A 23,231-nucleotide genomic window follows, 5' to 3' on the forward strand; every position below is an offset into this window, starting at 1 on the left:
GGCTCTTCGCGGATGAGGGTGTAGCCGTCGGTTGACGAGCCGGCGGCGTGGCGGTCGCGGAGACGAGGTCGAGGCCTTCCGATGATGGAAGTTCTCACGCTGTCCATCAGGAAGACCTCGACGATGTTCCACGGTACCTTCGCCGCCCCTGACCTGTCTGCGTTCTGCCTCCTCGATGAGCACGGCCTCACCGTCACGGGCCAGCAGATCGATCCTGACAAGGCGGTACTCGAATGCCGCGTCACTGACCGCGACCCGTTCTGTCGCGGTTGCGGCGCCGAAGGCATCGCCCGCGGGACACAGGCCCGCCGGCTGGCGCATGTCCCGCTGGGTTGGCGGCCGACGACGCTCCTCGTCCGCGTCCGCCGCTTCGCATGCTCCGACTGTGGGACGATCTGGCGCGAGGACACCACGGCGGCGGCCGAGCCGCGGGGGAAACTCACTCGCGCCGCGATCCGGTGGGCCCTGGAAGCTGTCGTCTGCCAGCACCTGCCCGTCGCGCGGGTCGCGGAGTCCCTCGACGTGTCCTGGCATGCCGCCAACGACGCCGTGCTCGTCGAGGGCCGGCGCGTCCTGATCGACAACCCCCGCAGGTTCGACGGGGTGACCACGATCGGCGTCGACGAACACGTCTGGCGCCACACGCGCCTCGGCGACAAATACGTGACCGTGATCATCGACCTCACCCCGGCCCGCGAGAAGACCGGCCCCGCCCGGCTGCTCGACATGGTCCCAGGCCGCTCGAAGCACGCCTTCAAGACCTGGCTCGCCGGACGCCCCAAGGCCTGGCGCGATGGCATCGATGTCGTCGCGATGGACGGCTTCACCGGCTACAAGACCGCCGCCGGCGAAGAGATCCCCGACGCGACGGCCGTGATGGATCCCTTCCATGTCGTTCAGCTGTTCGGCGATGCGCTCGACAAGACCAGGCAGCGCGTCCAGCAGGAGACTCTCGGGCATCGCGGCCGGACCGGCGACCCGCTCTACGGCTGCCGCCGTCTGCTCAGGACGGGGCTCGGACTGTTGAAGCAGCACCAACTCGCGACGCTCGAGGCAGTGTTCGACCAGCATCCCGATCATGTCGCCGTCGAGGTCACCTGGGACGTCTACCAGCGCGCGGTCGCCGCCTACCGACACAAGGATCCCGCCCGCGGGAGGAAGATCTTCGAACGCGTGATCGCGGAACTCTCCGCAGGCGTCCCCAAGGATCTGCCCGAGCTGATCACCCTCGGCCGGACGATCAAGCGCCGCGCGGCCGACATCCTCGCGTTCTTCGACCGCCCCGGCACGTCCAACGGGCCATCGGAGGCCATCAACGGCCGCCTCGAGCACCTCCGCGGGTCTGCCCTGGGCTTCAGGAACCTGACCCACTACATCGCGAGAAGCTTGCTCGAGACCGGCGGATTCAGGCCACTACTACACCCTCAAACACGATGAGCCGATTACATGGAGGACTTGCCGGATTCAGGTCTGGGAGACTACGCGGTTGCTCGCTAGCTGTCGAGCAAGTCCTTCGCTCCGTAAATTGTCGACGCAGACACGGGTCACTTCGATGGCGTGCTGATTCAAGAAAGCTTGATCTACCGCTGCAAGCGTGCGGGCAACCCACCCTGCGCATCCTTACGCATGACCATCCTGGTGCTCGACCTACCCGACCAGATAGCTCATCAGTGCGGTCGTCACTCGTTGAAGAGTTCGGAATCTCCCGCGAGGACGAGATAGCGGCAGCGCGTCGTGTGGATGAGTTCCTGGAATTGATCGCGCTCGGCTTTCAACGGGCGCCAGATACGCATCAGCGGCGCTTCTTACTAGCCTTCTCTCGGTTGGGCCTGGTCCCCTCCTCACACCCTGGGCAATCGACGACTTCGATGTCATTGACAGCGCCGCAGTCGTTACAAGACCAGCGGAGAGGCGGAGGATCTCCCGCATCGAGGCTGCCCCTCACCGTGAGATCTTCGTCAATGCTAAGAATGCGGGCGATGTCTCCACGAGGATCAAGTGCCGCATTAGCGGCGATCGCAAACGCAGCGGCCTGACGGAACGCCGGGTCATCCGAGTTAGCGGCCTTCTGTGCAAGCCTCTCACCGTCTTCGCTCGCCAGTATCGCGACCAACGGAAATAACAGCGCCCTGCGAGGTTTCCACTTACTTTTGTCTAAATCGAATAGTTCGTCGGTATCCCAGTGAGGAGCCGTCTGCGCAAGGATGTTAGCGGCACTCCATGCGATCCAATTGGATACGGCTTCTAGCGCGCCGAGTAGCTTTACTTGTTCATCCGGGCCAAGAGCGTTTGTCCGTATAGCTCCGCGTTTGTAGGCTGGTCGCGCGATCAGAATAGGCCAGTCGTCTTCGTAGCGGTTTGCATCGATAATGTATCGGGCCTGGGCCGCTGCTGCGGCGACATCAACCTGATGGGCGCACGCGACACAAGCAAGCCAGTCACTTCTCAACTTCAGCGAGTCAATCAAAAAAGCCGCCCTGAAGTCTCGCACTCCCACCGACAGATAGCCCGATGCGAATATTAGGTCGCCAGCATCTTTCAAAGACCATTTCTCAGACTTGTCTAACGCTGCGCTGCCACGAGAGGTATCCAATCCAGCTATCAGTTCCAAAAAGCGCAGCTCATGATCGTCATCGTTTAGCGCACTAATGAGTCCGGCGAACGCACTGTAGTCTTGCCACGGTGATATGTCTACACCAGCATTTCTCAGTGCTCGCTCGATAGCGTCGTGTTCGCCTCCCGATACCCGCACCGAAATGCGGTAAATCTGTTCAGGAGCAGTCACAGAAAGCTGTGCTAGGTGTCGGACGGCGTGGAGCGCGACCGATCCAATTCCTTGAGGAACAGGTGGACCGCTGGGTAACTTTATGCTTCGACGTGACGTATAAATAGGCGGATCCAGATCGGGAATATCTAAATCTAATGCAGCCTGGACTGTGCCGACCTCTGATTCGGTCAGCTCACGATCATCGTTGTCCGCGTCGACGAGCACAATCCAGGCATTGAGAACCGTCTTATCGGGAGGTTCACCTGGTAGATCATCAACAAACGCGCGCCGCTCTTCCCGTGCTGGGTCGTGCAGCGGCAGTCCGCATAGGGCTTCGACGAGTGGCCATGATTTTCCTCCGCGCCGATCGCCAAAAAGTGACGCCACTGAGTCTTGCCGGCGAGGCCGCCGATCTGTTAGTCGAAGCTCTCCCGCATCAATCGCTGTGATGTGTTTCATCAGCTGCGCTGACAGCAGTTGGAGGTCGTCCGGAGTGGGAGAAATGGTGCCGCTGGCGGTAGCGCTGGCGACGGCTAACGGGGCCTCGGGATTCTCGCTGCCCATCACCAGGAGTGTCTGAACAAGCAGCGGATTCAGGCCCTGCGCGAGACCAAGTACGCCCTCGGAGTCTCGGAAGCCGAGCGCCGATGTTGCCCAAGTCTCCAGTTCCTCCGCGCTGCAGGTCTTGGTCCACATCGCCGTCGCCACCTCTGTGAATACTCGACTGCGAGTCGTCAAGGTGCCTGTCTCGTCTAACGTGAACACGGACACATGCTCATCCCAGAATTTCAGGACTTGAGTAGCCAACTCTTCCGCACGACCCTGTGCTATTCCCCAGCGATCGCTCGACAGCACCATCATTATGGCTGATATCGCATCAGCCCGATCGCAAGTGTCATCAGTATCAAGCAACTGCCCCAGTATCTGGAAGCCATCGAGGAGCATGTTCGGAGTCAAGTCACCTGCCCACTCCAACCCGGGCCCCTTGAATCGCGTCAACTCCCAGCGTTGAACGGAGCGCACAACAGCGGCGTGCAGTAGCTCTGCGCGCTCCCGTGGAACATCCATGTCCACAGACTCAGCGACAATCAAGACCACCAGCAACGCCAACTGTGGCGCGTCAACTAGCCCACGTTGAGCAGTCTGTACGTCTCGTATCCAACTGCGACGAGCCGCTAGCCACCCCTCGCGTTGCGCATCGGGAACGCGCACTCTCGCGCACTCTACAAGAACCGCGTCCATCGTGGAGTCCAAATCTGCAGGACGGACGAGATCCAGCCGTCCGAGACCCAGACGTTCTGCTGGGACCTCTGCGCTTGCTCTTGTCGCAAGCACCAAGCCTGTCTTAGGGTGAAGCTTCCCGATCAGGCGACGTAAATGCTCAGCCATTGTGGCCGCTTCGGTTCGGCACTCATCAAGCCCATCGAGGAGCAGCATTAGATCTCCGGTTACAGCCGCTTCATTCAAACCCGATATCAGAGAGGGGCGCATCGTTCCTTGCGTATGTCGCACGCCTGCTTCGATGATGTCCGATAACGCTAAATCGCGTGACCGAACGATAGGAAGAAGGTCGGGAAGATGCACTCGTACCGGAATGGGTGCATCGCAATCTTCTGCACAGGATGCAGCAATCTCCCAAGTTGCGACAGATTTTCCTGACCCCGGCTGACCGACCAATAAAATACGGCGACGTCTTCGAAGAAGTCGCGGCAAATATTCTTCGTTACGTCGATCCTCAGCATGCGAAACGTCGATAACCTTGATGCTGCTATAAAGGTCTTCAACTATTACCGGTTCGAGGTCATCTGCTAAGAGCGGAAGGTTCACCCTTCCGCGCCGAGATGCAAAATCTTCACGATAGGAAGTCAACGCCGCGAGAGAGGATGCTTCGACCCCGGCGGGAGAATCACGTCCTGGTCGGACAACAAGTCCCGCCGTGTCACCGATCTTCCTAACCAATGTTGGAACGTCAGTTCCTAGCGCGCCCCCTGCCAGCGCATGAATCATGCTTGACAAGACCGAAATTGCCAGCTTCGTATCCCCTTCGATAACTCCAGAAAGTAGCACCTCAAGCGTTGTCGTCGTATCTCCGCTTATCGAAGATCCAGAAATCTGCACTAATCTTGCTCGCTGACGGATCGCGTCACGATGTCTTTCCGGAACTAGCGCATCCAATTTCCGTAATGCTGATAGCTCCGCCGTTCTTGAGATTTCTTGACCGATACGTAGTCGGCGTAAGGCATCCGCAAGTTCACGGACCCATTTGGCACAACTACCAAAGGTCAACCCCAGCAGGTCGTTGGACTCCATCCCTGCTTCGACCTGAGCAACCCAACCGGCGACCGTCTCTTGGAATGATTTTCCTGCGTCCACGTGGTTCTTCGCCGAGATGAAAGCTTTCGCGCCATTGTCGAGGCTTAAGATAATGTCATCTGTAGGATCGGTAGTCTCGAAGTCCAACCGTTGAACCCGTGCTGTCTCACTGAGAGGGGCGATCGGCTTGCCGATGAGCGCGTACACGGCGAAGTAGACCGCAGCGTCACGACGAAAGACGCTACCCGCTTCATTGGCCTGACCTGCACTGCTCATGTCCACAGTTTATTGGTTCGTTGCAATTGAGAGTGCGGATCGGCGATCCGCAGACGGGGCGAGTCGTTGCCCGGATAGCCGTGGAGATCTTTCGAAGATGGAAGTTCCTAAACCGTCGATCCGAAAGACGTCGACATGGCCGAGCCTCCTTCCTCCTCCCGGGGAACTCACGACAATCTGCCGCCTCGACAACATCGACCTCGCGTGTACCGACCAACCAATTATCAGACGCAAAGGCGTCTTCGAATGCCGTACCAACACTGCCGATGACTGGTGCCGAGCCTGCGCCGGCCACGGAACCATCAACGACACCGTCGTCCGCCAGCTCGTCCACGAACCCTTCGGCCACCGACCGACCACGCTACATATTCGCCTCCGAGGCTACAAGTGCGACGAGTGCGGACGTGTTTGGCCTCAATACACCACTGCTGCGGCACCACCACGAGGCAAGCGCTCGCGAACCGGCGACGAATGGGCGTTGCGGGCTCTCGTCATCGATTACGACACTGTGCCCGTGATCGTTGCGAAACTCGCGAACTCCTATGACAACGCCAACTCTGCGACCTCCGGTGAGGAGACCCAAGCTCACGGCCACTACCTGATAGGTACTCCATGGAGGTGTGCTGCCGCTCGGCCCCTCGCCCTGGCACAATTCGTCAACAGCTATGCTTACGTGTATACGATTTGTATCAGGCGTAGCAGCAGCTGCGATGGCGACGTTGATGCCGGGCGCGGCCAAGGAAGCCGTCATGTCACGTTGCGGGCTGTATCGAGCGGTTCGCGAGGGGCGGCTAGAGCGGATCGCGCGGGGCATATACCTTCCGGCGGATGCGGCTGCGGCGGACTGGGACTGGATCGAGGCAACGGCTCGTCGCCCGAATGCGACGATATGTTTGGCCTCAGCACTTGCTCACCATGATCTCACTGATGTGATCCCCGCCGCATTGGATGTCGCGATCCCGCGTGGGTCGCGCATACCGGTGAGCGAGGGTGCTTTCGCTTGGCATCAGTTCGACCTGTCCGCATTTGATATCGGGCGTGAGGAGATCCTGATTCCGGGCACGGATCAGGCGATCGGGATGAGAGGTCGATCGCGGACGCGTTCCGACTGCGGGGCGAGGTCGGGTATGAGCTGGCGCGGGAGTCGTTAAAGGAGTGGCTGCGTCGCGGCGGGAAGCCTGCTCGGCCCATGGAGATCGCCACTCGGCTGCCTCGCGCGAATTCTCCCGTTCTTCAGGCTATGGCGGCGCTGGCGTGAGTGCGGGAGATGAGGTGTTCCGCCGCGTCCAATCCGCCGCACGCGCCGCGGGCACGAAGGCTGGGACAGGTGCGCCGACGCAGGAGTATCTGATCCGGCACCCGCTGGAATCGCCCCTCGATCGGGCCCTGGAAGGGCACACCGCGGCGTGGGATGTCTCCACCGGAGATCCGATCGTGCCCGCGCCTCGGCAGGTACGAATCGAGCGCGACGAACTGCTCCGCTCTGGCCGTTGCCCGCTCCCGCGGCGTCTCCCTCGAACCCGTTGCGCCACACGTCGTCGGCTGCGGGCGGATCGGGCAGGCCAAATGGGCAGCGTGGCGTCGCAAGGAGCGAATGGAAGCAGTCTGCGAAGCGGACCTCGATGAGCAGATGGCACTGGTGTCTTCGTACCTCGACCCTGTATTCGATCTCGGTGACACCACGTAAGCTCGCACTCAGCGCCTGTGCGCCTGTCGAAGCGTTGGAGGTCTGACTGTCGCAACCACAGAGAACCCGTTGTCGCCGCTTCGAACCGTGTTCTCTGTCGACAGAAGAGCAATGTGTCGCGACACCGTAGGAACGATGTCGCGACACTTCATGGGGTGGAGCTAAGGGGAATCGAACCCCTGACCTCTTCATTGCGAACGAAGCGCTCTACCAACTGAGCTATAGCCCCTGACAGGGATCAACTTTAGCCCCGACCACCCGGGTTGCACAAAATCACGTGGCGACCGCCTCGGCGAGGACCCAGGGATGAGTTGACAACCGACCATGTCCCACGCCTGTTTGACTCTCACCCCACCGCGGTACAGGCTGTGATTGACACCACTGATGAGAAGGAGCGGACATGGCACAGGAATTCGGAATCGTCGTCGTCGGTGCGGGCATCGGCGGAGGTCAGGTCGTCGAGTCGCTGCGGAACGACGGCTTCGCCGGCACGATCGCGCTCGTCGGCGCCGACCCCCTTCCCCCGTACTACCGTCCGGACCTGTCGAAGAAGTTCATGCTCGAGAACACCGACCCCGGCGATTCCGCCCTGCGCGGGGAGGACTGGTACGCCGCCCACGACGTCGAGACGTTCTTCGGTGACGCGGCCACGGAGCTCGACCCCGCATCGCGGACCGTCACCCTCGCCTCGGGTGATGAGCTCTCCTACGGGCAGGCGATCCTCGCCACCGGATCGACCCCGCGCACCCTCGACGTCCCCGGCACCGACCTCGGCAACGTCCACACGCTGCGCACCGCCGGTGACGCCGTCGCCATCCGCTCCCAGTTCGGCGAGGGACGGAAGGTCGTCATCGTCGGCGGCGGGTGGATCGGACTCGAACTCGCCGCTGCCGCCCGCTCCCACGGCTCCGAGGTCACCGTCGTCGTCCGCGACGCCCCTCCGCTCAAGGCCGTCCTCGGTGAGGAGATGGGCAGGTACTTCGAAGAGCTCCACGTCTCCCACGGGGTGACGTTCTTCGGCGACGCCGAGGTCACCGGCTTCACCGGCGACAGTGCCGTCGAGACCGCGCAGACCACGCAGGGCGACATCCCCGCCGACCTCGTCGTCATCGGCATCGGTGCCGACCCCACCGTCGACCTCGCCGAGGCGGCCGGGATCGACGTCGACAACGGCGTTCCCACCGATGAGCGGATGCGCACGAGCGAGAGCAATGTGCTCGCGATCGGCGACATCGCCAACGCCTTCAACACCCGACTCGACTCCCGCATCCGCGTCGAGCACTGGGACAACGCCGTGCGCCAGGCCGACGTCGCCGCCTCGACTCTCACCGGCGGCAACGCCGTCTACGACTGGGAGCCGTACTTCTTCACCGACCAGTACGACCTCGGCATGGAGTACGTCGGCCACGGCTCCGGAGACGACGACGTGACGATCCGCGGCGACAAGGGCTCCGGCGAGTTCATCGTCTTCTGGACGAAGGACGGCACGCTCACCGCGGCGATGAACGTCAACATCTGGGACGTCAGCGACGACCTGCGCGCCCTCATCGGCAAGAAGGTCGACACCGCGAAGCTTGCCGACGAGGCGGTGCCCCTCTCCGAGCTCTGAGGCCGGCGATGGACTCCCTCTTTGCCGACGACGCCTTCGACCGCGCGCCCCGGGTCGTCGCCCCGGGCGCGGTCTGGCTCCCCGGTTTCCTCGACGACGCCGCACAGGCGTGGATCCTCCGGCAGTACGCGGCATGGCGCGCGGGACCCGTCCCTGCCCACGCGACGACGATCCGCGGGCATCCGATGAGCGTGACGACGATCGGGCTCGGCTGGCACTGGCGTCCCGGCCGCTACGACCGCCAGGCCAAGGACGTCAACAATGAGCGCGTCCTCCCGTTCCCCGATTGGATGACCCGGCTGGGTCGGCAGGTCATCGCTGCCGCCGCCGAGGCGGTCGCCGCCGACCCCGACTCCCCCGGAACCGCGCCCGCCTCCTGGGGTCTCGACCCGGATGCGTACTCACCCGACGTCGCGCTCGTCAACTACTACGACGAGTCGGCGAAGATGGGGATGCACCAGGACAAGGACGAATACGATCCGGCCCCGGTCGTCTCGCTCTCCCTCGGCGATTCGTGCACGTTCCGCTTCGGGAACACGGAGACGAAGAACCGACCCTATGAGGACATCCGCCTCGCCTCGGGCGATGCCTACGTCTTCGGCGGCCCCGCCCGGTTCGCCTACCACGGGGTGACGAAGATCCACCCGGGAACGGCACCGGAGGCGGCACGGCTTTCCGACCTCGGCGGGGGTCGGATCAACATCACGATGCGCGCGACCGGACGCGACTGAGCACGCGGGCGCACCCGCCCTGGGCCCGGCCCGACGGTACTCAGCCCAGCGGCACGGACCTCACGCGAACAGGGTCTGCCCGATCCACCCGCCCTCGGCGACCCCGGGCGGGATCGCGAAGAGTCCCGACCCGGTGTGGAGGAGGTATTCGCTGAGCGCATCCTCCTTCGCGAGGCGGTTCTGCATCGGCACATAGTCGCCGGCAGGATCGGCGACGAAGGCGATGAAGAACAGGCCCGCGTCGAGGTTGCCCTGGGCGTCCGCGCCGTCGGCGTAGTTGTAGCCGCGCCGCAGGATCCGGGTGCCCCCGTTCTGCTTGGGGTGGGCGAGATGGACGTGCGAGGTCGTCGGGATGATCGGGAGGTTCGCAGCGCCTGCCATCGCGAAGTCCGGCTCCGTGAACTCCTCACCCCCGGACAGCGGTGCCCCGGTCATCTTCGTGCGCCCGAAGATCTGCTCCTGGCCGTCGAGGCTCTCCCGATCCCACGTCTCGATGTGCATCCGGATCCGGCGGGCGACGAGGTAGCTGCCGTCGTTCATCCACGACCCGTCGCGCACCCACACGTGCTCGTTCAGCGCCTTCTCCTCATCCGAGCGGATGTTCGCCGTCCCGTCCTTGAACCCGAAGAGGTTGCGCGGGGTCTCCTGTGCCGGCGACGTCGAGGCGGTGCGCCCGAAGCCGAGCTGCATCCACCTGGTCGAGACGATGCCGAAGCCCATCCGGATGAGGTTGCGCACCGCGTGGACGGCGACCTGGGGATCGTCCGCGCACGCCTGGATGCACAGGTCCCCGTCGGTTCGTGCCTCGTCGAGGCGGTCGCCCGGGAAGTGCGGGAGCTCGATGAGTCCCGGCGGCAGCCGGTCGGCGATGCCGAACCGGTCCCGGCCGTCGGCGTCGGTGAAGAGGCTGCGCCCGAACCCGATCGTCACCGTGAGGTGGCCGGCGCTCAGTCCCTGCGCCTCGCCGGTGTCCATCGGCGGGGCGAACCGGGAGCCCCCGGCCACACCGTCCTCGACGACGGGCAGACCGCGGCTGAGGTTGGCCGCCGCGGCCGTCCACTGCCTGAGGAGATCGATGAGTTCGTTCCGGTCGTCGGTGAGGACGTTGACCGCGGCGAAGCACATCCGGTCCTGCGCCTCGGTGACGATCCCGGCCTGGTGCCGCCCGAAGAAGTCGACGATGTCGGACTCCGCCCCGACCGCCTCGGCGATCGGATCATGGGCGAAGAAGCCCGCGGCGGCACCGGCGGCGAGCGTGCCCGCCCCGACGCCGAACATCGCGCGGCGGGAGACCCCGGGCCGGTCGGTCATCAGCCGACCACTCGGTCGGTGAGCTGCGAGAGCGGTTCCGAGAGCGCGTTGACGGAGTCGGAGAGCTCCTTGACCTCGTCCTCGCTCAGCTCGGTGTAGAGGACGAAGCCCTCGCCCTTCCGATGGCCGTCGAGGAGGGTCTGGAGGTCGGCGAACCGGGTGCTCAGCGTCTCGTCGAGCTCCTTGTCCCGAGTCGCCAGCAGCGGCTTGAGGTCCTCGTAGGCGACCCTGGCGCCGTCGACGTTGGCCTGGAAGTCCCAGAGGTCCGTGTGCGACCACGCCTCCTCCTCACCGGTGACCTTGCCCGTGGCGACCTCGTCGAGGAGCTCCTTGGCCCCGTTCGAGAGCTGGTCGGGGGGTGAACGTCATCGACCGGGTGCGGTCGTAGAGGACCTTCGTGTCGGCCACGAGGAGGTCGGCGTACTTCTCCCGGTCCGCGTCGCTGAGCGCGGTGTAGCCGTCCTGCGGCGGCCAGAGGTCCTTCTCGAGCAGGTGCCAGCCGGTCCATTCCTGGCCCTCTTCGAGGTCGGCTTCGCGCAGGTCGAGCTTGGGGTCGAGGTCGCCGAAGGACTCGGCGACCGGTTCGATCCGCTCCCAGTTCGTGCGCACCTCCGGGTAGAGTCGGCGCGCCTCGTCGTCGTCACCGGCCTTGTATGCCTTCGCGAAGTCCTCGGTGCCGGTGAGCAGCTGCTCGGTCTGGTCCTTGACGTAGGAGGCGTACTGAGTCGTCGCCTGCGCGGCGAGCTCCGAGTCCTCGGCGCTGACCTCCTGGCCGCCCTCGCTCGGAGTCACCGTGAAGTCCCCGCGCAGTCCGTCGCCGACCATCCCCGGCTTGCACGCGGTGAAGTACTTGCCCTCGGGGGCGGTGACCGTGAGGGAGCGTTCGAGTCCGGGGGCGATGTTCTCGACCTCCCCGATGATGCGCAGCCCGTCCTCGCCGAGGAGGTAGAACTCGGTGACTTTCGATCCTTCATTGGTGACGTCGAACTTCAGGGTGCCGACCGGCGCTTCGGTGGCGGCGACCTCGCACGAGTCGTCCGTGCTCGTCACGGCGATCGCGCCGCCCTGTTCGGTGTTGGGTTCGCACCCGGTGAGCAGAAGCGCTCCGCCGACGGCCATGACGACGGCGACACTGGGGTTGAGGGTTCTCATATCCATCCTTGAGGTGAGGCCTCCGCCTACTCAGCGGAGGAGGGTGAGGGACCGCGTGGCGCGATCCGGGTCCGGGCGACCGGGGTCGCCGGCAGGTCGATCAGGCGGTGGCGGTGCCGCTCACCGGCGCGGACGCCGTCGCCGGTTTCGGCGAGGAGCGCAGCCCGCGGACGAAGAGGGTGCCGACGATGAGGACGTAGAGCCACCACACGGTGAACTCGACCCAGGTCGTGGCCGGGGAGAAGTTGAAGATGCCCTTGAGGAGGACGCCGTACCAGCTCGTCGGCGGGATCACGCCGGAGACGTCGAAGGCGAGCGAGTGGAGTCCCGGGATGATCCCGGCCTCCTGGAGGTCGTGGAATCCGTAGGCGAGGACGCCGGCGGCGACGATGATGAGGAACGCCCCCGAGTACCTGAAGAACTTCGAGAGGTTGAGCCGCAGCAGCCCCTTGGCGATGAGCCACGCGAGGACGACGGCGATGAGGATGCCGGCGACCGCGGCGAGGGTGAGGCCGAGCGCGGACGCTCCCGCCGAGGCATTGGCCCGGGTCGCGGCCCAGAGGAAGAGGGCGGTCTCGAGGCCCTCGCGTCCCACCGAGAAGGCGCCGAGGATGACGAGGCCGATGAGCGGTCCGTCGAGGGCCCTGTCCGCGGCGGAGCGCAGTTCGCCGGCGAGGCCCTTCGCGGTGCGCGCCATCCAGAAGATCATCCATGTGACGAAGCCGACGGCGATGATCGACAGGGTGCCGCCGATGAATTCCTGGGCCTCGAAGGTCAGGGTCGAGGGCCCGAAGGTGAGCAGCGCCCCGAAGGCGAGGGAGACGACGATGGCAGCGGCGATCCCCCACCACATCGCGCGGATCTCGCGGGTGCGGCCGATGCGCCCGAGGTAGCCGATGAGGATGCTGACGATGAGTGCGGCCTCGAGGCCCTCACGCAGGCCGATGAGAAACGTCTGGAACATGGCTGGCTTTCTGCTGAGGTGGCGCGCCGGCGTCTGCGGCTCGCTCATCTTAGCATAAGGATAGGCTCACCTAATCCTCAGCTGTCGGTGCGATGCTTCCGCATCTCAGCTGCCGGTTCTCAGCCGTTCGGCCCGGGTCGGTCGTCCTTCGTCACCGGCTCCGCATCCGCGGGGTCCGGGTCCTCGATCCCCTCCGGGGGTTGCGCCAGCCGGTTCGGCGAGGTCTTGCGGTAGATCGGCTGTCCCGAGAGCACGCTCGCGCGCGACAGCGTGTTGCTCGCGACCGAGGAGACGATGATGAGGCAGAGGATCGTGGCGAGGAGGACGAGCAGAGACGTGACGCTGAAGCCCTCGACGTAGAGATCGCTGACGTAGGCGGCCAACGCGATGAGCGGCAGACCGAGACCGGTGGCAGGAGAGAACACGTTGATCCGCGAGAGTGCGTCGCGGACCCGGAACATCGCCAGCGCAGAGGCGAGGACGATGAGGGAGCCGGTGATCCCGAAGACGCCGACGAGGATGGTTGCGGTGAGCTCATTCATCAGCGATGCCCCCTCGTGAGGATGCGGGAGAGCGCGATGGTGGCGAGGATGCCGACCATCGAGGCGAGGAAGATGACATCGAGGACGATCGAGGACGAGACATGGATCCCGATGATCGTGAGCATGCCGACCGCGCAGAAGTACACGAGGTCGCTGACGACGGCACGGGAGCCGAGGTCCTTCGCGGTGATGACGCGGATGAGGCCGATGACGATGGCCACGGCGAGGATGATCGCACAGACGGCGACGATGACGGTCATGGTCTGCCCCTCTCTCCGGCCGAACCCGGGTCGATCCAATTCGCCTCCACCTCGGCGACGCCCGAGGGAGGACTCTGCGGGGCCCGTCCCCGAGTCATCGCCAGCAGCCGCGACTCCATGTCGTAGAGGCCCTCGAGGGCAGCGTCCTCGGAGTCCTCGAACAGGGCGTGGACGAAGAGGACCGGCGGGGTCGTCGCCGTGCCGGCGGCGATCGCGGTGACGAGCGTGCCCGGGGTGATGGTGATCGAGGAGGCGAACAGGGTCACCTCGAGGTCCGTGCGGCACCGCAGCGGCACCTCGACGATCATCGGGTGGGCGTAGGGGCGGTTGACCCGGAACAGGTGGCCGACGACCTTCGCGGTGCCGACGATGATGGCCCAGAGGATAAAGAACACGTAGGAGAGGCCGTTGATCACGCGTCTCATGGTGTCGTCACCGCCTCGATGTAGTCGGTGTGGTCAAGGAGGCCTTCGGCGACGCGCGCCGTGACCTCGAGCAGCGGTTCGGGCCAGACGAAGATCGCCACAGACACGGCGATCATGATCGTCCCGGGCACGAGCAGGCGCGCGGGGATGCGCAGTCCGTCGGGGACCGGTTCGGTCGGTGCACGCCCGGTCTCCGCGGAGTCGGGCCGGTAGGACTGCATGGGCGGACCCCAGAACGTGTTCCGCCACGTCCGCTGGAGGGCGAGCATCGAGATGAGCGCCCCGACGACGATCGCCGTGACGATCCACCAGCCGGCGGCGTCACCGACTCCGGTCGCCGCCCGGATGAGTCCGATCTTCGCCCACATGCCCGAGGTGGGCGGCAGCCCGATGAGGGAGAAGAGGCCGAGGACCATGAGCACGCTCGCCCACTTCTCCCGGCTCGCCAGCCCGGAGAGCTTCTTGAACGATCCCGTGCCGTAGGTCTGCTCGACCGCGCCCATGACGAGGAGGAGCCCGGCCATCGTGATCATGCTGTGGACCATGTAGAAGGCGCCCGCGGCGAGCGAGGCGACGGTGAGGAGGGCGACGCCGACGAGGGTGTGGCCGACGCTCGCGGTCATCTGGAAGGCGAGGACGTTGCGCACGCGGTTCTGCCCGAAGCCCGAGAGCGCGCCGAGGATGATGCTGAGCACGGCGATGACGACGATGAGGTTCGCCCACGCCGGCGGTTCCCCGTAGACGGTCGTGCACACCCGGTAGATCGCGTAGAGCGCGACCTTCGAGTGGAGACCGGAGAAGAGCGCCATCATCCCCGCCGAGGTGTTCGGGTAGGACCGTGCCAGCCAACCGTGGAAGGGAGCACCGCCGGCTTTGACGAGCATCGCGAAGAGGACGATGCCGAGCGCCAGCGCTCCCTGCCCTGTGGGTGTGCCGAGCTGGGCGAGGACGGCGAGGTTGACCGTGCCGGTCGCACCGTAGACGAAACCGACCCCGATGAGCAGGATCGTCGAGGTCAGGAGGTTGACCATGACGAACATCCGACCCACGCCGAGGCGGCGCCACGTTCCCGTGACCGCGATGAGCGCGTACGCGGGCAGGACCATCACCTCGATGAAGACGAAGAAGTTGAAGAGGTCGCCGGTGAGCAGCGCCCCGTAGACGCCGGTGAGCATCATCATCACCAGGGCCGGGACGAACCGGTACTGGTCCTCGCCGGTGTTGATGAGGAAGATGCAGCTCACGAGCGCAGTCAGGGAGGTGAGCACGAGCATGAGCGCCGTGAACGAGTCCGAGACGAACGGGATCGCCAGTCCCGGGATGTAGCCGCCGACGTCGTGGGCGATGACCGGGATCCGCTGGTGGAGGACGAGCAGACCGAGGCCGCTGAGACCGACGAACGAGGGCACGGCGAGCAGGAGGACCCGGTCGAGGGTCCGGGAGGTGATGAGGACGCTGAGCGCCGAGGCGAGCAGCGGAAGGCCGACGAGGAGGAGCAGGAGCGATGAGTTCACGATTCGCGGACCTCCCCGGTCTCGGGGGCGCGCTTCTGGTCGTCGTCATGGCCGAGCACGGCGAGGGCGAGCATGAAGATCGTCACCGCCAGGGTGATGACGATGGCGGTGAGGACGAACGCCTGCGGCAGCGGGTCCGCTGCGAGACTCTGGTCGCCGCGGCCGCTGAGCGGTTCGACCCGCCACGCACCGACGCCGGCCGAGAGGAGGACGAAGTTCGCTGCATGCGAGAGCAGGGTGAGGCCGAAGACACCGCGGACCATCGACCGCTGCATCATCAGGTAGACGCCGCCCGCGGTGAGGACGCCGATCGTTATGGCCAGGATCATCGGGTCTCCCCCTCAGCCGTGGTCGGGGCTTCACCGCGGTCGAGCGGTGCGTTTCCGTCGAGGATGTGCGTCGTCGAGGCTCTCACCTTCCGGTCGGATCCGCGCGCGGCGATGCGGTCGCCGAGGCCGGGACGCTCACCCCTGATCGACTCCATAGGGCCCTTGAGCTCACCGTAGAGGAGTTCGTCGGCGCGTTCGCGGGTCCGCTCGACATCGCGGCGGATGATCCCGTCGGTGAGCACATCGTCGCCGGCCGGCGTCGCCGCGGAGTCGGAGACGCCGAGGAGGTTGAAGGAGAGGAGGATGAGCCCGAGGACGGCGAGGTAGACGCCGACGTCGAAGAGCAGGGACGAGGTGTACTTCTCACCGAGGATGTAGACCTGCATCGGCTCGAGGAAGGACCCGGCGACGACAAGGCCGAGGAGACCGGTGAGGATGGCGATGCCGATGCCGACGCCGATGAGGTAGAGCGGGGCGCGCGGCGGACCGATCGCCCGGTCCTTGGCCGTGGACATGTAGAGCAGCCCGATGACCGCGGAGCCGATGAGGGCGGCGATGAAGCCGCCTCCGGGCTCGTTGTGCCCTCGCCAGAAGATGAGCAGTGAGGTGACGACGAGCAGCGGACCGAGGACCTTGATCGTCAGCTGCAGCGGGATGACGTTGGGCCACGCTTCGTGGACGCCGCGGTAGGCGCTCGTGCCCTTCGGCCGCACGGTCACCCACGCCCGCCTCGGCGGCTCCGGGATGTTCTCCGCCGGAGGGTCGATGTAGCGGTCCTTGACCGTCGACATCACGGCGACGATCGCGATCCCGGCCATGCCGAGGACGGTGAGCTCACCGAGCGTGTCGAGAGCTCGGAACTCGACGAGGATCGTGTTGACGATGTTGTGCCCGCCGCTGATCTCCGGGGCGTTCTCGATGTAGTACATGCCCACCAGCGACCGCTCCCGGCGCCCGTTGAGGGTGAGCGTGAGCAGGGTGACGGCGGCGCCGACGAGGATCGCGAAGACCGCACGGGTGGACTGGAGGCGCTTCGAGTACCGCCAGAACGAGCGCGGCAGCTTCTGGAGGACGAGCATGATGACGATGATCGTCATCGCTTCGACGAGCAGCTGCGTGAGCGTGACGTCGGGCGCCCCGAGCGCAAGGATCTGCACGGTCGCGAGGATGCCGACGGCGGAGAGGGAGACGACGGTGGTCAGGCGCGAGTGCGAGGTGCACACGACGAGGACGGCGATGGTGATGAGGACGAGGAGGACGACGTCGGGGGCCCGCCACAGGTTGTCCTGCAGCGGCGGCAGGTTCGGGAAGATCACGGGCACCGAGACGAAGGCGATGAGGGCGAGTCCGCCGAGGCTCGTCGCGAGGTAGGGTCCCGAGTTCATCGGGCGCACGACGATGCTCAGCCCGCGGCCGATGCGGATGAGGCCCACAACGATGCCGTTGATGACGTCGGCGCCGTCGAAGCTCAGCCGCGCGCGGTGGAAGAACGCGAAGACCTTCGACCGGTTGATGATGAGGATGATGCCGATGGCGATGATGAGGGCAGAGGCGAAGAGCTCAGGGGTGAATCCATGCCAGAACTTCACATGGACCTCTTCAGGCTCACCGGGGATCGCGGCGGCGACGACCTCGGTGAGCGGGGTGTCGAAGACGAAGAGGACGAAGCTCAGCGGCAGGGAGGCGACGATGGGCAGTCCGGCGGCGATGAGCATGACCGGTGAGGAGTGCCCGAGCTCGCTCTTCGTCACGGGTTTGCCGTCGATGAACGCGCCCCACACGGTCTTCGCGCAGTAGGCGAAGGTGAGCACCGAGGCGGCGACGGCGATGATGAAGAGCATCCACCCGGAGCCGGGGACCTCGAAGAGCGCGGTGAACAGCGACTCCTTGGACACGAATCCGAGCAACGGCGGGATGCCCGCCATCGAGGCGCACCCGAGCGCCATGACGGCGAAGGCGACCGGAGCCGGGCCGATGAGGCGCGGGATGCGGGTGAGCTCACGGGTGCCGGCGAGGTGGTCGACGACGCCGACCATCATGAACAGCCCCGACTTGAACAGCGCGTGGGCGATGACGTGGAGGGCGGCCGCGGCGATAGCGGCCTCGGTGCCCACGCCGATGACGGCGGTGATGAGTCCGAGCTGGGAGACCGTCGAGTACGCCATGAGCTTCTTCACGTCATGCTGGTTGAGGGCGAACCAGCCGCCGATGAAGGCAGTGATGAGGCCTGCTGACACGAGGATGACGTTCCATGCGGGGGTGGCGTGGAAGGCGGGCGAGAAGCGCATCATGAGGAAGATGCCGGCCTTGACCACGGCTGCCGCGTGGAGGTAGGCGGAGACCGGGGTGGCGGCGGCCATCGCATCGGGCAGCCACGAGTGGAACGGGAACTGCGCGGACTTCGTCATCGCCGCGACGGCGACGAGGACGGCGACGAGCGTCGTCACGGCCGGCTGGGTGGCCCACACATCGGAGACGAGGGCCTCGTGGAGGTTCGTCGTCCCCGTCGCCGCGATCGTCACGCCGACGGCGACGAGGAGGGTGAGCCCGCCGATGAAGGTGATGAGCAGGGTGCGGAGGGACGGTGCCTGTCCGGGCGAGCCGGAGCGGGCGATGAGGAAGAACGAGGCGAGCGAAGTCAGCTCCCAGCACACGAAGAGGACGATGAGGTCGTTGCTGAGCACGAGCGCGACCATCGAGAAGGTGAAGACGACCATGAGCCAGTAGAAGCTCGTCTCCCCTCCTCCCCTGGGCAGGTAGGCCGTCGAGTAGACGAAGACGATCGCGCCGATGATGAGGGCGATGTAGGTGAAGACCACGCCGATGCCGTCGGCGCGCAGAGCGAGGTCGACGCCGAGACTCGGCACCCACGGAAGCGTCGCTTCGGGATCGGCCCCGGCCATGACCTCGGCGGCGGTGGGCGTGAAGAGGGCAGCCACGCCGAGGTAGGCCGCAGCCAGCGGCCATCCCGCGGCCCGACCGAAGAGGCGGGTGAGGAGAGGGGTGAGGACGACGAGGGCGGCGAGGGCGATTATCGTTAGGATCATGACCGGAGCCTCAGGGCTTCGGACGCAGGTGCTGGTTCCTTCACTCACTGGCCCTTCGTCGCGGCGAACGCTCACTTTCGAATGTTCAGACTATCGACTCGGAGTTCCATGAGCAAAAACTCAGACGGCCTTCAGACCTCCTCTCCCATCCGCGTCTTCTTCGATGCCCGGTTCACCCGGACCACCCACCACGACGGCATCTCCCGGTACGGATCCAGCCTGCTCGCCGCTCTGCTCGAGGCCACCGCGGGCACGGACATCGAGGTCACGGCGATCATCAGCGACGAGGCGCAGCTCGGACTCCTGCCGCCGTGCCGGTGGGTGCGGCTCAACTCCCCCACGTCACCGTCCGAGGTCGCCGTCGCGCGCCGACTCAACGCCCTCGGTGCCGATGTCGTGTTCTCGACGATGCAGGTCATGGGGTCGACGGGGCGCCGCTATGGGCTCATCCTCACCGTCCACGACCTCATCTACTACTCGCATCCGCTCCCCCCGGCCGATCTTCCCGCCCCTGTGCGCCTGCTCTGGCGCCTCTACCACCTCAGCTTCACTCCCCAGCGGCTGCTGCTCAACCGGGCCGATGCCATCGCCGCGGTGAGTGAGACGACGAAGTCCCTCATCGCCGACCAACGGCTGACGACCCGCCCGGTGACGGTGGTCTCGAATGCCGCGGAGGTGAGTGTCACCGAGCCGCGGACGACGAACCGCGCGGGCGCAAGATCGCTGGTCTACATGGGCTCGTTCATGCCCTATAAGAACGTCGAATCGCTCATCCGCGCGCTCGAGCACCTGCCGGGCTGGACCCTGCACATCGCAAGCCGGATCGAGGGGCGCAGGGAGGCGCAGCTGCGAGCCCTCATCCCCGACCGGGCCAGGGTCGTCTTCCACCGTGGGGTCAGCGATGAGGAGTACGCCGATCTCCTCGCCGAGGCGACGGCCCTCGTCACGGCCTCCCGCGCGGAGGGATTCGGTCTGCCCGTCATCGAGGCGATGGCCAAAGGGGTGCCGGTGGCGGTCTCGGACATCCCGATCTTCCACGAGATCACCGGCGATGCCGCGGTGTTCTTCGATGAGGACGATCCGGCGTCGATCGCCGCTGCGGTCGGAGAGCTCACCGATGCGCGCACATGGGAGGAGAAGGCTGTGGCGGGACAGGAGGCGTCACAGCAGTTCTCCTGGGACGCCTCTGCCGCGGCCCTCGTCGACCTCGTCAGGACGGTCCACGCGGCGCGCAGATAAGCGGTGGTCGGTGCGGGAGCGTCTCAGACCGCTGCGGTCCCCCAGTGGCGCAGCACCCACGCGTCGCCGGTGAAGCCGAACTCGCCGTGGCCGCAGTTGCCGAGCACGGCGAGGCGGCCGGTGCCGCTCATCCCGAGCAGCTCCTCGGAGGCGGCGCGCAGCACGGCACCGTGGGCGACGATGACGATCGACTCGGCATCGGTGCCGGTGACGATGTCGGTGATGGCCCGGGCCACGCGGTGCCCGGATTCGGTTCGGGTCTCTCCCCCGGGCGGACGCGTGTCGGCTCCGGAGATCCAGGCGTGGAGCTCATCGGGCCACGTCCGGGCGATCTCGTCCCGGGTCAGTCCCTCCCAGTCGCCGAACGAGGTCTCCCGCAACCGTGCGTCACGGCTGACGGTGAGTCCGACACGTTCGGCGAGCTGGTCAGCGGTCGCCGCGGCGCGCAGGAGGTCGGAGGAGACGATGAGATCGGGGTGGAGTTCGGCGAGGGCGACGGCGGCGCGTTCAGCCTGTTCGAGTCCCACCGCGTTGAGAGCGATGTCCGACTGCCCTTGGAACCGCCGGGCGACGTTGTAGTCGGTCTGACCGTGTCGCCAGACGACGACGGTCTTCGTCATCGGACGTCGGTCTCGCCGGGCGTCTCCTCGGTCCCGGTCGCCTGCCCGGACTCGTCACCGAGTCCGACGTCGATGACCGGGACGTCCTTCCACAGACGCTCGAGGGCGTAGTACTCCCGCTGCTCGGACGAGAAGACGTGGACGACGATGTCGCCGTAGTCGAGCAGCACCCAATCGCCCGAACCTCGGCCCTCGCGGCGCAGCGGCTTGCGGCCGAGCTCCTTGAGCAGGGCCTCCTCGACACCGTCGACGATCGCGCCGACCTGCCGTTCGCTGTCGGCGGAGACGATGAGGAAGGCATCGGTGATGTAGAGGGTCGAGCTGACGTCGAGGGCGACGATGTCGGTGCCGAGTTTGTCATCGGCGGCCTTCGCGGCCGTCCTCAGCAGTTCGGTGGTGTCCACGCGGTCCTTTCGGGATGGTCAGAGCAGTCGGGAGGTCAGAGCAGCATGACGAGGGCGATGACGATGAGGGCGACAGCGAAGAGCGCCGCCACGCCCAGCACGATAAAGGGTACTTTGGACGGCTCCTCGCCGACAAGGATCTGTCCGTCGTGACCGGTCACGGCACTCGCCTTGATCCGGTGTCCCGGCGGGTTCTCCGTCTCTTCGTCCTCGTAGTCGGCGTTCGGCAGAGCCCATGCCTCGGGGACGGCATCCATCGGCCGGGTCTCCGGGTTCGCGGCAAGCGCCCGGGCGGCGTCGTCGGCCGACTGCGCGGACTCCGCTTCGTCACCCGCCCGCTCGTCCTTCTTCGCTGTCTCGGCCCCGTCGGTCGGCGACGTCGTCCCGGTCCGCGGGGTCGACGTCGGTGACGCGGTCGCGGTCTCGACGACCTCGGTCTCGGTGATCTCGGTCTCCCGTGCCCCCGTCTCCGTCGTCGTCTCGCTCACCTGCGCCGAGGCGGCGGTGACGACGCGCACTCCCTTCGTCGCCGGCGGCTGGACGATCGGCATCCGCCGCGAACGCGTCGTCGCCTCCCGGTCGGCAGTCTTCGCCGGTGTCGCCGGCGCGGCAGACTCTGCGTCGGTGCCCGCCCGTGCGGCCGGCTTCTCCGCCGCCGCGGACGTCCCGGCCTGCTTGACCGCCGGCGTCTCCGGGGTCGCGTCGGTCTGCGCAGCGGGCTTCTCACCCGGTGCGGGGGTCTTCTCCGCCTTCACGTCGGGAGCCTTCGACTCCTCCCGGTTCGGCATAGTGCCCTTGCCCGGTGCGTCGGCGGGTTTCGCTACGGTGTACTCCGCAGGTGCGGAGCCGGTCGGCCGGGCGGGGGCGTCCTCGGGTGCGGCGGGGCGCGGTGCCGAGTCCGGGGTCACCGGGGACTCGAAGTCGCCCGCGGCCACCTCGTCGGAGGTGCCCCCGAAGCCGGCGGTGTCGAAGGATTCGTGTTCGACGGGTCGGGCGTCCGCGTCGGGCTGCGACTCCTCGGGTTCGGCGATGACGGGGATCGCGCCCGTCGAGAGATCACCGTCGAGGGAGAGTCCGTGTTCGCGGAGGTAGCGTTTGCGCTCGGCACGCGACTCGAAGTGCGGCAGCGGCGCACGCCGGGGATCGAGGCGATCCGCGGCGTTGACCGGGGGACGTTCCTGCGGGAGGTGGTCCGAGGCCAGCGCACCGCGTTCGTGGGCGACCTTCTCCGCCGGCGCCGGATCGATGCGCGAGGCGGAGTCCTGGACCGCCTCGGCGGGGGCCTTGGGCTTCTCCACCGGACGCTCCGGCGGCGTGAGGAGATCGGCTCGGTTCGTCTCCGTCGGCTGTGCAGGGGTCGACCTGGCCTCGAACTCCTGTTCGGCGGCCAGACGCTCGGCTTCGCGCCTGGCACGCCGTGACGTGAACTGCTCTTCAGCCATTATCACTCCTGTACAGGTCATGTTTCGCGATGTACTGCACCACGCCGTCGGGCACGAGGTACCAGACCGGGGCTCCGTCCATCACCCGTTGTCTGCAGTCCGTTGACGAGATCGCCAGGGCCGGGATCTGCGCCAGGCTCAGCCGGTCGACGGGCAGTCCCTCGCTGCGCAGTTCGTGGCCGGGTCGGCTGACCCCGACGAAGTGCGCCAAGGAGAACAGCTCATCGACATTCTTCCACGTCAGGATCTGAGCCAAAGCGTCCGCGCCGGTGATGAAGAACATCTCCGTGTCCTCGCCGAGGCTGGCGGTGAGGTCGCGCAGGGTGTCGATCGTGTACGTCGGGCCGGGCCGGTCGATGTCGACGCGGGAGACGCGGAACCGCGGGTTCGACGCCGTGGCGATGACGGTCATGAGGTATCGGTGCTCGGCATCGGTGACCTCTTGGGCGTCCTTCTGATAGGGCCGACCGGTGGGGACGAAGATCACCTCGTCGAGGTCGAAGGTCGATTGGACCTCGCTCGCGGCGACGAGGTGCCCGTGGTGGATGGGGTCGAAGGTGCCGCCCATGACACCGACCCGACGGGTGCGATCTGCCATA

18 protein-coding genes, 1 tRNA gene and 2 pseudogenes are annotated in these 23,231 nt (G+C 66.0%); 6 read left to right on the plus strand and 15 right to left on the minus strand.

The window, feature by feature from the left end:
* The first annotated feature begins 123 nt into the window (after positions 1–123).
* Complete coding sequence (locus EZE58_RS07735; protein ID WP_167560186.1) at positions 124–1,437, plus strand: ISL3 family transposase; 1,314 nt, start codon at positions 124–126, stop codon at positions 1,435–1,437.
* Positions 1,438–1,792: 355 nt separating this feature from the next.
* On the opposite strand, the gene EZE58_RS07740 is transcribed toward EZE58_RS07735, so the two are convergent.
* Positions 1,793–5,356 carry an NACHT domain-containing protein gene (locus tag EZE58_RS07740; RefSeq protein ID WP_167560194.1) on the minus strand — a complete coding sequence of 1,188 codons (3,564 nt, stop codon included), beginning with the start codon at positions 5,354–5,356 and terminating at the stop codon, positions 1,793–1,795.
* 118 nt (positions 5,357–5,474) lie between these two features.
* Here EZE58_RS07740 and EZE58_RS07745 point away from each other — a divergent pair.
* Both EZE58_RS07745 and EZE58_RS07750 read left to right on the plus strand, forming a co-directional pair.
* Positions 5,475–5,918: pseudogene (locus EZE58_RS07745) on the plus strand (ISL3 family transposase); the annotation flags it as partial.
* 187 nt (positions 5,919–6,105) lie between these two features.
* On the plus strand, positions 6,106–6,507 hold the full coding sequence (locus EZE58_RS07750; protein ID WP_346773176.1) for a type IV toxin-antitoxin system AbiEi family antitoxin domain-containing protein: 402 nt from the start codon (positions 6,106–6,108) through the stop codon (positions 6,505–6,507).
* Between the two features lie 692 nt (positions 6,508–7,199).
* On the opposite strand, the gene EZE58_RS07755 is transcribed toward EZE58_RS07750, so the two are convergent.
* Positions 7,200–7,272: transfer RNA gene (locus EZE58_RS07755), tRNA-Ala, on the minus strand.
* Between the two features lie 171 nt (positions 7,273–7,443).
* Here EZE58_RS07755 and EZE58_RS07760 point away from each other — a divergent pair.
* A complete protein-coding gene (locus EZE58_RS07760) occupies positions 7,444–8,652 on the plus strand; it encodes an FAD-dependent oxidoreductase (RefSeq protein ID WP_131248614.1) in 1,209 nt (402 codons plus the stop codon).
* Between the two features lie 8 nt (positions 8,653–8,660).
* Entirely contained in the window at positions 8,661–9,383 is a 723-nt protein-coding gene (locus tag EZE58_RS07765; protein WP_131248615.1) for an alpha-ketoglutarate-dependent dioxygenase AlkB, read from the plus strand.
* A gap of 60 nt (positions 9,384–9,443) precedes the next feature.
* Here the strand turns inward: EZE58_RS07765 and efeB are convergent, their stop codons facing one another.
* The 9 genes and pseudogenes from efeB to EZE58_RS07810 all read right to left on the minus strand — a co-directional run bounded on the left by efeB (position 9,444) and on the right by EZE58_RS07810 (position 18,927).
* Positions 9,444–10,694, minus strand: coding sequence for an iron uptake transporter deferrochelatase/peroxidase subunit (efeB, locus tag EZE58_RS07770; protein ID WP_167560196.1), 1,251 nt, complete (start codon positions 10,692–10,694; stop codon positions 9,444–9,446).
* A pseudogene (gene efeO, locus EZE58_RS07775) lies at positions 10,694–11,846 on the minus strand (iron uptake system protein EfeO). The gene efeB and the pseudogene efeO overlap by 1 nt, the downstream one beginning before the upstream one ends.
* Before the next feature lie 100 nt (positions 11,847–11,946).
* Complete coding sequence (efeU, locus tag EZE58_RS07780; RefSeq protein ID WP_167560197.1) at positions 11,947–12,810, minus strand: iron uptake transporter permease EfeU; 864 nt, start codon at positions 12,808–12,810, stop codon at positions 11,947–11,949.
* A 119-nt stretch (positions 12,811–12,929) separates the two neighbouring features.
* Positions 12,930–13,352 carry a monovalent cation/H(+) antiporter subunit G gene (locus tag EZE58_RS07785; RefSeq protein ID WP_009375456.1) on the minus strand — a complete coding sequence of 141 codons (423 nt, stop codon included), beginning with the start codon at positions 13,350–13,352 and terminating at the stop codon, positions 12,930–12,932.
* Positions 13,352–13,612, minus strand: a complete 261-nt coding sequence (locus EZE58_RS07790) for a monovalent cation/H+ antiporter complex subunit F (protein WP_009375453.1) — start codon at positions 13,610–13,612, stop codon at positions 13,352–13,354. The genes EZE58_RS07785 and EZE58_RS07790 overlap by 1 nt, the downstream gene beginning before the upstream one ends.
* Positions 13,609–14,037, minus strand: coding sequence for a Na+/H+ antiporter subunit E (locus EZE58_RS07795; protein ID WP_162909019.1), 429 nt, complete (start codon positions 14,035–14,037; stop codon positions 13,609–13,611). Before EZE58_RS07795 ends, EZE58_RS07790 begins: the two co-directional genes overlap by 4 nt.
* Complete coding sequence (locus EZE58_RS07800; RefSeq protein ID WP_009375450.1) at positions 14,034–15,551, minus strand: monovalent cation/H+ antiporter subunit D family protein; 1,518 nt, start codon at positions 15,549–15,551, stop codon at positions 14,034–14,036. The genes EZE58_RS07795 and EZE58_RS07800 overlap by 4 nt, the downstream gene beginning before the upstream one ends.
* A complete protein-coding gene (locus EZE58_RS07805; RefSeq protein ID WP_009375449.1) occupies positions 15,548–15,880 on the minus strand; it encodes a cation:proton antiporter subunit C in 333 nt (110 codons plus the stop codon). The genes EZE58_RS07800 and EZE58_RS07805 overlap by 4 nt, the downstream gene beginning before the upstream one ends.
* The gene (locus tag EZE58_RS07810; RefSeq protein ID WP_167560199.1) at positions 15,877–18,927 is read right to left on the minus strand and encodes a DUF4040 family protein; all 3,051 of its coding nucleotides are present in this window, start codon (positions 18,925–18,927) and stop codon (positions 15,877–15,879) included. The genes EZE58_RS07805 and EZE58_RS07810 overlap by 4 nt, the downstream gene beginning before the upstream one ends.
* Positions 18,928–19,035: 108 nt before the next feature.
* Between EZE58_RS07810 and EZE58_RS07815 the strand changes: the two genes are divergently transcribed.
* On the plus strand, positions 19,036–20,166 hold the full coding sequence (locus tag EZE58_RS07815; RefSeq protein ID WP_205772171.1) for a glycosyltransferase family 1 protein: 1,131 nt from the start codon (positions 19,036–19,038) through the stop codon (positions 20,164–20,166).
* A gap of 23 nt (positions 20,167–20,189) precedes the next feature.
* Here the strand turns inward: EZE58_RS07815 and EZE58_RS07820 are convergent, their stop codons facing one another.
* The 4 genes from EZE58_RS07820 to nadD are packed head-to-tail and all read right to left on the minus strand — an operon-like array spanning position 20,190 to position 23,230.
* Positions 20,190–20,786, minus strand: coding sequence for a histidine phosphatase family protein (locus tag EZE58_RS07820; protein WP_167560201.1), 597 nt, complete (start codon positions 20,784–20,786; stop codon positions 20,190–20,192).
* Positions 20,783–21,190: a ribosome silencing factor gene (gene rsfS, locus EZE58_RS07825; protein ID WP_009375441.1), complete on the minus strand. Its 408-nt coding sequence runs from the start codon at positions 21,188–21,190 to the stop codon at positions 20,783–20,785. The genes EZE58_RS07820 and rsfS overlap by 4 nt, the downstream gene beginning before the upstream one ends.
* 35 nt (positions 21,191–21,225) lie before the next feature.
* Entirely contained in the window at positions 21,226–22,632 is a 1,407-nt protein-coding gene (locus EZE58_RS07830) for a hypothetical protein (protein WP_167560203.1), read from the minus strand.
* Positions 22,625–23,230 (minus strand): nicotinate-nucleotide adenylyltransferase, encoded by a 606-nt coding sequence (nadD, locus tag EZE58_RS07835; RefSeq protein WP_040340979.1) that lies wholly within the window; start codon positions 23,228–23,230, stop codon positions 22,625–22,627. The genes EZE58_RS07830 and nadD overlap by 8 nt, the downstream gene beginning before the upstream one ends.
* Position 23,231 lies beyond the last annotated feature (1 nt).

The organism is Brevibacterium sp. LS14 (assembly GCF_012027885.1).
Lineage (GTDB): Bacteria > Actinomycetota > Actinomycetes > Actinomycetales > Brevibacteriaceae > Brevibacterium > Brevibacterium casei.

Bases quoted from the DNA above. Each gene is read 5' to 3' on its own strand.
- efeB (WP_167560196.1), bottom strand. From the start codon at position 10,694: ATGACCGACCGGCCCGGGGTCTCCCGCCGCGCGATGTTCGGCGTCGGG.
- EZE58_RS07765 (WP_131248615.1), top strand. From the start codon at position 8,661: ATGGACTCCCTCTTTGCCGACGACGCCTTCGACCGCGCGCCCCGGGTC.
- EZE58_RS07785 (WP_009375456.1), bottom strand. From the start codon at position 13,352: ATGAATGAGCTCACCGCAACCATCCTCGTCGGCGTCTTCGGGATCACC.
- EZE58_RS07805 (WP_009375449.1), bottom strand. From the start codon at position 15,880: ATGATCCTGGCCATAACGATCGGCGTCCTCACCGCGGGCGGCGTCTAC.
- EZE58_RS07740 (WP_167560194.1), bottom strand. From the start codon at position 5,356: ATGAGCAGTGCAGGTCAGGCCAATGAAGCGGGTAGCGTCTTTCGTCGT.
- EZE58_RS07760 (WP_131248614.1), top strand. From the start codon at position 7,444: ATGGCACAGGAATTCGGAATCGTCGTCGTCGGTGCGGGCATCGGCGGA.
- EZE58_RS07830 (WP_167560203.1), bottom strand. From the start codon at position 22,632: ATGGCTGAAGAGCAGTTCACGTCACGGCGTGCCAGGCGCGAAGCCGAG.
- nadD (WP_040340979.1), bottom strand. From the start codon at position 23,230: ATGGCAGATCGCACCCGTCGGGTCGGTGTCATGGGCGGCACCTTCGAC.
- EZE58_RS07790 (WP_009375453.1), bottom strand. From the start codon at position 13,612: ATGACCGTCATCGTCGCCGTCTGTGCGATCATCCTCGCCGTGGCCATC.
- EZE58_RS07810 (WP_167560199.1), bottom strand. From the start codon at position 18,927: ATGATCCTAACGATAATCGCCCTCGCCGCCCTCGTCGTCCTCACCCCT.
- EZE58_RS07795 (WP_162909019.1), bottom strand. From the start codon at position 14,037: ATGAGACGCGTGATCAACGGCCTCTCCTACGTGTTCTTTATCCTCTGG.
- efeU (WP_167560197.1), bottom strand. From the start codon at position 12,810: ATGTTCCAGACGTTTCTCATCGGCCTGCGTGAGGGCCTCGAGGCCGCA.
- EZE58_RS07820 (WP_167560201.1), bottom strand. From the start codon at position 20,786: ATGACGAAGACCGTCGTCGTCTGGCGACACGGTCAGACCGACTACAAC.
- EZE58_RS07815 (WP_205772171.1), top strand. From the start codon at position 19,036: ATGAGCAAAAACTCAGACGGCCTTCAGACCTCCTCTCCCATCCGCGTC.
- EZE58_RS07735 (WP_167560186.1), top strand. From the start codon at position 124: ATGTTCCACGGTACCTTCGCCGCCCCTGACCTGTCTGCGTTCTGCCTC.
- EZE58_RS07750 (WP_346773176.1), top strand. From the start codon at position 6,106: ATGTCACGTTGCGGGCTGTATCGAGCGGTTCGCGAGGGGCGGCTAGAG.